Source organism: Acidobacteriota bacterium (assembly GCA_016195325.1).
Lineage (GTDB): Bacteria > Acidobacteriota > Polarisedimenticolia > JACPZX01 > JACPZX01 > JACPZX01.
In genome coordinates this window covers 1-8993 of record JACPZX010000094.1, presented here as the reverse complement: position 1 = coordinate 8993, position 8993 = coordinate 1, and the positions used below count along the sequence as shown (strand labels likewise).

At 68.5% G+C, this 8993-nt stretch carries 6 protein-coding genes; 4 read left to right on the top strand and 2 right to left on the bottom strand.

All coding sequences use genetic code 11. From position 1 onward, the window contains the following. Together HY049_16630 and HY049_16625 are read left to right on the top strand one after the other, a co-directional pair. Positions 1–1549, top strand: a 1549-nt coding sequence (locus HY049_16630; GenBank protein ID MBI3450523.1) for a hypothetical protein, incomplete at its 5' end; no start/stop codon positions are given. 294 nt (positions 1550–1843) lie between these two features. After that, the gene (locus HY049_16625) at positions 1844–2971 is read left to right on the top strand and encodes a Fic family protein (protein MBI3450522.1); all 1128 of its coding nucleotides are present in this window, start codon (positions 1844–1846) and stop codon (positions 2969–2971) included. Here the strand turns inward: HY049_16625 and HY049_16620 are convergent. Together HY049_16620 and HY049_16615 are read right to left on the bottom strand one after the other, a co-directional pair. Continuing rightward, positions 2953–4575, bottom strand: a complete 1623-nt coding sequence (locus HY049_16620) for an NCS2 family permease (GenBank protein MBI3450521.1) — start codon at positions 4573–4575, stop codon at positions 2953–2955. The two genes, HY049_16625 and HY049_16620, sit on opposite strands and share 19 nt — an antisense overlap. Positions 4576–4579: 4 nt before the next feature. After that, positions 4580–6736 (bottom strand): S9 family peptidase, encoded by a 2157-nt coding sequence (locus HY049_16615; GenBank protein ID MBI3450520.1) that lies wholly within the window; start codon positions 6734–6736, stop codon positions 4580–4582. Positions 6737–6865: 129 nt separating this feature from the next. On the opposite strand from HY049_16615, the gene HY049_16610 reads away from it, so the two are divergent. Together HY049_16610 and HY049_16605 are read left to right on the top strand one after the other, a co-directional pair. Continuing rightward, positions 6866–8134, top strand: a complete 1269-nt coding sequence (locus HY049_16610) for a DUF2029 domain-containing protein (protein ID MBI3450519.1) — start codon at positions 6866–6868, stop codon at positions 8132–8134. Next, the gene (locus HY049_16605) at positions 8131–8892 is read left to right on the top strand and encodes a glycosyltransferase family 2 protein (protein MBI3450518.1); all 762 of its coding nucleotides are present in this window, start codon (positions 8131–8133) and stop codon (positions 8890–8892) included. Before HY049_16610 ends, HY049_16605 begins: the two co-directional genes overlap by 4 nt. Positions 8893–8993: the final 101 nt, after the last annotated feature.

The following is an 8993-nucleotide window of genomic DNA, read 5'->3' as shown; positions in this document are numbered from 1 at the left end:
TTTCGCGCGCGCGTCGAGCGCGCTGATCTGTCTTGCCGCAATCCTGACGGCGGGCGCGAGCGCCCGGGCCGCCCTTCCGGATCCGGCCGCCGTGGCGGCGGTCGAGCAACCTCTCGCGACGGTCCACGCGGATCAACACGCGCTGACGACGCTCGTCATGCACGGGCAGGGGGCGGACGCCTTCTCGCAGGCCTTCGACATCGGCGACGCCCTCTTCAACAACCCCTTCAACGCGCTCGACGGCGTCGGGGCCAACGTCGGTGACGGGCAGCGCTTCACCCGCGTTCCCCGGGCGGATCTCACGGGTCCGGGCGAGTGGGCCAGTCACGTCCCCGCGCGGCCGACGGGACCGAACGCTGAAGGGTGCAACAGCTGCCACCGCCTCCCGACGAACGACGGAGGCGGCGGCGCCGAGACGAACGTGATCCGCGATCCGTTTCACACCGGAAACATTGGGTCCTTCATCCAGAGGAACACTCCCCACGTCTTCGCGTCCGGCGCGATCCAGCGCCTGGCCGAGGAGATGACCGAGGACCTGCACGGGATCCGGAAGGCGGCCGCGCGCGCAGCCTGTCAGAGCGGGCTTCCGGTGACCCTGACGCTTCGATCCAAGGGGGTCGATTTCGGGGCGATCACCGTCACGCGCACGTCGGTCAGCCCGTGCGACGTCGCGGAGGACCTCTCCGAGGTTCACGGCATCTCCGCCGATCTCGCCGTGCGTCCCTTCCAGTGGAAGGGGAATACCACGACGCTTCGCGATTTCACTCGCTCGGCCGCCAACAACGAGCTCGGCATGCAGGGCATTGAGCTCGTCGGCGCGGAGGACGGCGATGGGGACGGTGTCATCAACGAGCTAACCGTAGGTGACATCACGTCGATCGTCGTGTACATGGCCGCGCAGCCGCGCCCGACGAGCGAGGTCGAGATGGCCGAGCTGGGGCTCATCGATCCGCTGCCGAAGGCGGACGTCGAGTCCATCGGCCGCGGCGCCCGGCTGATGGGCCGCACCGGTTGCACGAGCTGCCACATGGCCCTGCTTCCGCTCGACGACGCGGTCTTCCGCGAGCCGAGCGCGAACCCGCTGTACCGCGACGCGGTCCTTCCGGCGGGGCAGGACCCGGCGGCCGAGGGGCTCCTCAAGGGCTCACCGGTGAGCTTCGACCTCACGCGCGATCAGCCGGACAACCAGATCACCGACAAGAAGGGGCGCGTGAAGTTCCGCCTGGGCTCCCTGAGGACCGATCGCGGCGGGCGCGCCATCGTGGATCTGTTCGGCGATCTGAAGCGCCACGACATGGGCCCCGGCCTCGCCGAACGGATCGACGAGACCGGCACGGGGGCGTCCGTCTTCCTGACCGAGAATCTCTGGGGTGTCGGGTCGACGCCGCCGTACATGCACGATGGGCGGGCCACGACGATCACCGAAGCGATCCTGGAACACGGGGGCGAGGGCCAGGCCGCCAGGGATGCCTTCGTCGCTCTGAGCGTCGACGAGAAGAAAGACCTGGTGCGGTTCCTGAAGAATCTCGTCCTGTTCGTCGCGGAGTAAACCGTCGGAATCTGATCGAGGCGGGGGCGTCAGCCCGGCGTCCCCGCTTCGCTCCAACCCCGAGTCGCCCTCAGGGTGGCCCTGAAGCGCAAGCCCTTCTTCTTCGAGAAGGAAGGCGGCGACACGATCCACCCGGCAACGCAGGCCTGGATCGACGCGCTCGCGGAGAGGTTCGGGTGGGATCACTGACGGCGGTCTTCGCGCCGCCTTGCCGATGAGGCGAATAGGGGGTATAATCGCCTCATAAAGTGAGGCGATTAACGCTCCAAGCGCCTCACTTCAGGAGGCGTTTGGATGGCCCCCGTGGCTCACTACGTCTGGCAGCACCCGGACTGGACCCGCCGCTGGCGGTGGGAGAGCGACCGGCTGCTCGAACCGCTCGCCCGGACACGCAAGGCCCAGGGCGACCTGCTGGGGCGGGCCTCCGGACTCGGGCTCGATCTCCGAATGGAGGCGAGGGCGGAAACACTCGTCGATGAAGCCGTCGGCACGGCCGCCATCGAGGGGGTGTCGCTCGATCCCCGGTCCGTGCGTTCATCGGTGACCCGAAGGCTGGGCCTCTCTTCGGCAGGCATGCCGGCGCCTGACCGCCACGCCGACGGCCTCGTGGAAGTGCTCATCGACGCGACGCAGAAGTACGCCGAGCCGCTGACCCCGCGGCGCCTCAAGGACTGGCAGGCGGCTCTCTTCCCGGGAGGCCGCTCCGGGCTCCGGAAGATCGTCGTGGGGGAGTGGCGCAGGACGAAGGAGCCGATGCGGGTCGTCTCCGGTCCGGTCGGCCGCGAGCGGGTGCACTACGAGGCGCCGCCCGCCGGGCACGTAGCCCGGGAGATGACCCGCTTCCTCGCCTGGTGGCGCGAAGGATCGGATCCCGAGGAGGGGCTCCTCCGAGCCGGATTGGCTCATCTCTGGTTCGTCACTGTCCACCCCTTCGAGGACGGCAACGGCCGGATCGCCCGAGCCATCACGGACATGGCCCTGGCGGAGGATGAGAAAACCGGCCTTCGCCTCTACAGCATGTCCGCGCGGATTCGAGCCGAGCGGCGCACCTACTACGACGTCCTCGAGCGGACCCAGGCCGGCGACGGCGGCATCACCGATTGGCTCGAGTGGTTCCTGCTCTGCTTGACCCGTGCGGTTCAGGCTTCCGAGACACGTCTCGATCGCGTGCTCGCGAAGTCTCGACTCTGGCAGCGGCAGGCAGGGATCGTGATCAACGAGCGTCAGCTCAAGGTCATCAACCGGCTGCTCGATGCCGGCCCGGAGGGATTCGAGGGGGGCCTCACCACGCGCAAGTACTCCGGTATGACGGGGACGAGCCGGGCCACGGCGCAGCGCGAGATCGCCGATCTCGTCGAGAAAGGCTTTCTCCGTCAGCTCGAGGGGGGCGGGAGGAGCACGAGCTACGACGTCGCCTTGTGATTTCGTCGCGCCCTCGCCATCACGGCGAACACCCCCGCCATCCCCAGATAACCAAGCGCCGCCTGCCACGCGAACCCCGGGAGGATCTCCTCCCGCACCGCCGTGGGGGTGAGCGTGTACGCGTGCATCAGCCCCGCAATCGAGAAGACGGCCGCCCCGAGGCTCCACAGCGCCGCCTGCACGAACTTCCGCTCGGTCAGGAAGACGGCGATCGCGGCGATGAACATCGCCGAGAACATGAACCCCGACTTCAGCGACAACAGACCACGCACGTAGGGGATCGACGTCGCGCCGAGGGCGTCGACGATCGCCGGAAGCCCGGTCCCCCAACCCACCTGCCCTGAAAGCTTCATCCCGAGCTGCGTCATCTCGACGAGCAGCCACCCCCACGCCGCAAGGCCCGGAAGGAGCCCCAGGACGACCGCCGGCGCGTGCTCCTTCGGCGTCGCGGTGAAGGCCTGCGAGACGATGATCATCGCGATCCAGATCAGGATCGCCATCCCGGCCTCTATCGGCACGACGCGGGCGATTGCGCCGATGAGCCCCGTGAAGGCGACGACCGTGAAGAAGGCGGCGTTGAGGACCGAGTACCCCGAGCGCGCCCCGAGGCGCTTCCACCCGGGGTGGCCGATGTAGAGGGTCGTCGGGAAGCACGAGCCGAAGGCCGAGGCGGCGATCGTCGCGACGCCGTTCACGGCGAGGCTCGATCCGCTCGGGAAAGCGTCCCCCTCCGCCTCGGCGCTCTCGAGGCTCTGGAGCGATCCGAGCACGTTGATCAGCCCCATCGGGACGATGATCGAGATGCGCCCCCACACGTCGGGGCTCGAGAGGGCCGTGAGAAGGGGGCTGAGCGAAAGGATCGGGAGGTGCACTCCGAGTGAGCCGAAGATGTCGCCGCCGAGCGCCGGCGTCCCCGGCAGGCCCATGAAGTGGAGGGACCACGCGATCGCCGTCCCCACCGTAATCGCGACGAGCCCACCCGGAAGGCCGAAGGGGAGCCTCACGCCGCCGAGGTACCGGGCGAGGAGGATCGCGAGCGGGACGAAGGCGACGAGCGGGTGCTGGAAGGTGCGGAGGACGAACTCCATCGAGATGAAGCCGACGGCGATCCCGGCGAGGGTCGCGAGGAGCGCGGCACGCGGGGTGGCCCGCCTGACGCGCGCCGCGATGAGGCCGCCGGCGGCTTCGATGACCCCGGAGAGGAAACACGCCACGAGGCCCACCTGCCAGGCGACCATCGCCGCCTGCTCGCGCGTCACGCCGGGTCGGGACGACCACTCCTGGAAGGTCGGGGCCATCACGAAGAGGACGAAGGCGAAGAGGGAGATGGTGTTGATGCCGAAGGGGAGGGCGGTGACATCGTCGCGCCCCTCCCGCGCCGCGAGGCGCCGCGCCTGCCACGCGTAGAAGAGGTTGCCGACCAGGAGACTCACGGCGGCGCCGGGGAGAATCCTCGAGACGACGAACGACGCCTCGAGGCCGCACATCGACACGCACAGGTCGAGGATCAGGAGGAACTGGATCAGGTTGTCGACCGCGAGGCCGAAGAACCCGTCCAGATCTCCCCGCACGAACCACTTCGGGGCCGCGGCCCCCGGCGTCATGCCGTCACCGGGCCGCTGGGACGTCCACCTTCAGCTCGCGGACGAGGAAGCTCCACGCGTCGGCGGCCTCCTCGATGATCTTCGCCGTCGGCTTGCCGCTTCCGTGCCCCGCCTTCGTCTCGACGCGGATCAGGATCGGCGCGTCCCCCCCCTGCGCCGCCTGGAGCGTCGCGGCGTACTTGAAGCTGTGCGCCGGCACGACGCGGTCGTCGTGATCGGCCGTGGTGACCAGGGTCGCGGGGTACTTCGTCCCGGGCTTGATGTTGTGGAGCGGGGAGTAGGCGTAGATCGCCTTGAACTGGTCCGGGTCGTCGGCGTTGCCGTAGTCCGAGGCCCAGGCCCAGCCGATGGTGAACTTGTGGAAGCGGAGCATGTCCATGACGCCGACCGCCGGGAGGGCGGCGCCGAAGAGATCCGGCCGCTGGTTCAAACACGCTCCGATCAGGAGCCCGCCGTTGCTCCCCCCCGCGATCGCCAGCTTCGGGGTCGAGGTGTACTTGTTCGCGACGAGCCATTCCCCCGCGGCGATGAAGTCGTCGAAGACGTTCTGCTTGTGGAGCTTCGTGCCGGCGAGATGCCACTCCTCGCCGTACTCGCCGCCGCCGCGGAGGTTCGCGATCGCGACGAGGCCCCCCATCTCCATCCACACGAGCTGTGACGCCGAGAAGGCGGGGGTCAGCGGGATGTCGAAGCCGCCGTAGCCGTACAGATACGTCGGGTTGCTCCCGTCGAGCCGGTACCCCTTCTTCCCGGTGATGAACATCGGGACGCGCGTGCCGTCCTTGCTGTTGTAGAAGACCTGCTGCGTCTCGTACTCGTTGGGGTCGAAATCGACGATCGGTTTCCGGTACACCGTGCTCCTGTCGGCGACGGGGTCGTACCGGTAGATCGTCGTCGGCTGCGTGTACCCCGCGAACGAGTAGAAGGTCTCGGTGTCGGACCTTCGCCCGCCGAAGCCGTTCGCCGAACCGATGCCGGGGAGGGCGACCTCGCGGACGAACTTCCCGTCGAGCGAGAAGACCTTGACCGCGGAGTGCGCGTCCTTCAGGTACGTCGCGACGAACGAGTTGTTGAGCGCGTTCACGCTGCGGAGGGTGTCCTTCGACTCGGGGACGATCTCCTTCCAGTTGTCGCGCGCGGGGTTCCGCGTGTCGATGGCGATGATGCGGCCGCGCGGCGCCTTCAGATCGGTGAGGAACCAGAAGACGGGGCCGTCGTTGTCGATGAAGTTGTACGAGGCGTCGAAGTCCACGAGGAGCTCGACGACCTTCGAGTCCTTCTCGGCGAGATCCTTGTAGAAGAACCGGTTCTTCGGGTCGGTCCCCTCGCTGACGTTGATCGCGAGGTAGCGTCCGTCGTCGGTGACCTGCCCGCCGAGCCCCCACTCCTTGTGATCCTTCCGCTCGTAGACGAGAGCGTCGGTTTCCTGAGGGTTCCCGATCCTGTGGTAGTAGAGCTTCTGGAAGTAGTTGGCGCCGACCATCTTCGTGCCGGCCGCGGGCTCGTCGTAGCGGCTGTAGAAGAACCCCTTGCCGTCGTGGGTCCACGCCGCTCCCGAGAACTTGCTCCACCTGATCAGGTCGGGGAGGTCCTCGCCCGTGTCGACGTTGCGGACCTTCCACTCCCGCCAGTCGGAGCCGGAGGTCTGGATCGAGTAGGCGGCGAGCTTCGCGTCCTCGCTGATCGAGAGGCCGTCGAGGGCCACGGTGCCGTCCGCGCTGAGCTTGTTGGGGTCGAGGAGGATCTTCGGCTCGACGGTCAGGGAGGGCTGCCAGTACCAGACGCTCTGGTTCTGCAGGCCGTCGTTCTTCGTGTGGAAGTAGCGCCCCCCCTGCTTGAAGTCGATGCCGTACCGCTCGTAGTTCCAGAGCTTCGTCAGCCGCTGCTTGATCTGCGGGCGCTCCGGGATCTGATCGAGAAAGGCGAAGGTCACCTTGTTCTCGGCCTCGACCCACGCCTTCGTCTGCGCCGAGTCGAGGTCCTCGAGACAGCGGTAGGGATCGGCGACCTTCGTCCCGTGGTAGTCGTCGATCTGGGAGATCTTCGGAGCGTCGGGATAGGCGGGATGCTCCTCCGCCGCGCCACGCGGGCTCGCCGGGGCCACGAGCGCGAGAAGGACGGCGGCGGCGAAGATGCGCAGGGGTCTTCTGGCGGGGGTCATCGGCTCCTCCTGAGGCTTCGTGGGCGATGCGGGTCGATTCGGCAGGGAGACTACCGCGATCCCCCCCGCCCCATCAAGGCGCTGCCTTGGTAGAATGCGGCGCCCGCGCGGGCAGGGGGAGGGGTTCTCGTGGCGTCTCGAAGGCTGATCCTCGTGCCCCTGGCGCTCGCCGTCCTGTTCGGCCTCGTGAACCTCTGGACCGAGAGCGAGACGAGCGTCGGGATCGACTACTTCCAGTACTGGGCTGCCGGCCGGATCGTCCGCGAGGGGCTCGTCCCGGATCTTTACGCCGCAGGCGCCGGCCCGCGCATGGCCGCGATCTTCAACGCGCGCGCGGAGGCGTCCGGCCAGCCGCGCCTCAAGGCGGCCGCCGACTTCCGCAAGGAGGAGATCCAGATCGCCTCCACCCCCTTCCTCTACGCGCTCGTGACGCTCCCGAGCGGGGGCGATTTCGAGGCCGACTTCCGCCGCCACCGGGTGATCCTCCTCGCGTGCACGCTCCCCTCGCTCCTCCTTCTCGCGGCGTCGCTCGGCTACTCCGCCGAGGGGGCCCTGGCGTTCCTCGCCTTCGTCGTGTGGGCGTTCACCCCGCTCAGGAACGATCTCTTCGACGGAAACGTGAACGGGATCCAGCTCGCCCTTCTCACTCTCTACCTCTTCCTCCAACGGAGGGCCGGAAGCGTCGCCGTCAGCCTCGCCGCGGGCGCCGTTCTCGGCCTCGCGGTCGCCTTCAAGCCCAACCTGGCCTTCGTCCCGGTCGCCCTCGCCATCCTCTGGATTGCGAACGGGAGGTACGGCCACCTTCTCGTCCGCGCCGCGGGGGCGGCCGGGGGAGTCGTGGTCGCGGTGCTCGCCTCGGCGCTCCTCTTCGGGACGCCTTCGCCGTGGATCGCCTGGCTCCGCACGCTCAGCCAGCTGGAGAGGCGCTTCGACCTCGGCGTGTCCTGGGGGAACTTCGGGGGAGCGCGGCTGCTGAAGGAGGCCTTCGGCGTGGACGCGTCGCCGATCCTCTTCGCCGGTGTCCTCGCGATCCTCGCCCTGGCCGTCTGGATGGGAAGGGAGCGGCGTCCGGCCGGGAAGGGCGGGTTCGACGCGGAGTTCCTGATGGTCGGGGTCGGACCTCTCGTGCCGATCCTCGCGTCGGGGCTCGCCTGGCCGCACTACCTCGTGCTGGCGCTCCCCCTGGGCCTCTACCTCCTGAGGCCGAGGGAGCGCCCGGCGTGGTACCCGTGGGCGATCTTCGCAGCTCTCTTCGGCATCAGCTCCGAGCCCGCTCTTCGCGCCGTCCACCTCGACAACGACTACGCCGTCGCTCTGGGACTGGCCGGCGGGTCGTTCCTGCTCTTCGTCCTGGCCTGCCGCGAGGCGATGGCTCACCGGGAGGAGGGCGCGCCGTGATCCGGGGGCGGAAGATCGTCGTTGTCCTCCCGGCCTACAACGCCGAGCGGACGCTCCTCGCGACGTACGAGGGGATCCCGCGCGACATCGTCGATGAGGTCCTCCTCACCGACGACGGGAGCCGCGACGGCACGGTGAAGCTGGCGAAGAACCTCGGCATCCGCACCTTCGTCCACGCCCGGAACCGCGGGTACGGTGCCAACCAGAAGACCTGCTACCAGGAGGCGCTCCGGAGCGGGGCCGACGTCGTCGTCATGCTCCACCCCGACTACCAGTACGACCCGCGATTGATCCGGGCGATGGCCTCGATGCTCGCCGAGGAGATCTACGACGTCGTCATCGGCTCGCGCATCCTCGGCGGCGGGGCGCTCAAGGGGGGGATGCCGCGCTACAAGTACCTGTCGAACCGCGTCCTGACGCTCGTCCAGAACATGGTCACGGGGGCGAAGCTCTCCGAGTACCACACCGGCTACCGCGCCTTCACCCGGGAGGTGCTGCTGAGGCTTCCCCTTCTCGAGAACTCGGACGACTTCGTCTTCGACAACCAGATGCTCGCGCAGGCGATCCGCTTCGGCTTCCGCGTCGGCGAGCTTTCCTGTCCGACGTCGTACCACGACGCCTCGTCGTCGATCGGCTTCGCCCGCGCGATCGCGTACGGCCTCGGGTGCCTGAGGACGAGCGGGCAGCATCTCCTGGCGCGGCTCGGTTGGGCGCAGCCGGCGATCTTCGATCCTGAGGGGCGAAAGCTCGATCCCTGAGGGCTCTGGTATATTGGCGCTCCGAATCCGGGCGCGCCCCGGAGGCGTAGTCCCCTGAGAGGCCGGCAGCCAGGACAAATGTCACCCGAGTCCACAGAGAC

Excerpts from the sequence above, each read along its gene's own strand:
- HY049_16625 (MBI3450522.1), top strand. The coding sequence starts at position 1,844 with ATGGCCCCCGTGGCTCACTACGTCTGGCAGCACCCGGACTGGACCCGC.
- HY049_16620 (MBI3450521.1), bottom strand. The coding sequence starts at position 4,575 with ATGACGCCGGGGGCCGCGGCCCCGAAGTGGTTCGTGCGGGGAGATCTG.
- HY049_16615 (MBI3450520.1), bottom strand. The coding sequence starts at position 6,736 with ATGACCCCCGCCAGAAGACCCCTGCGCATCTTCGCCGCCGCCGTCCTT.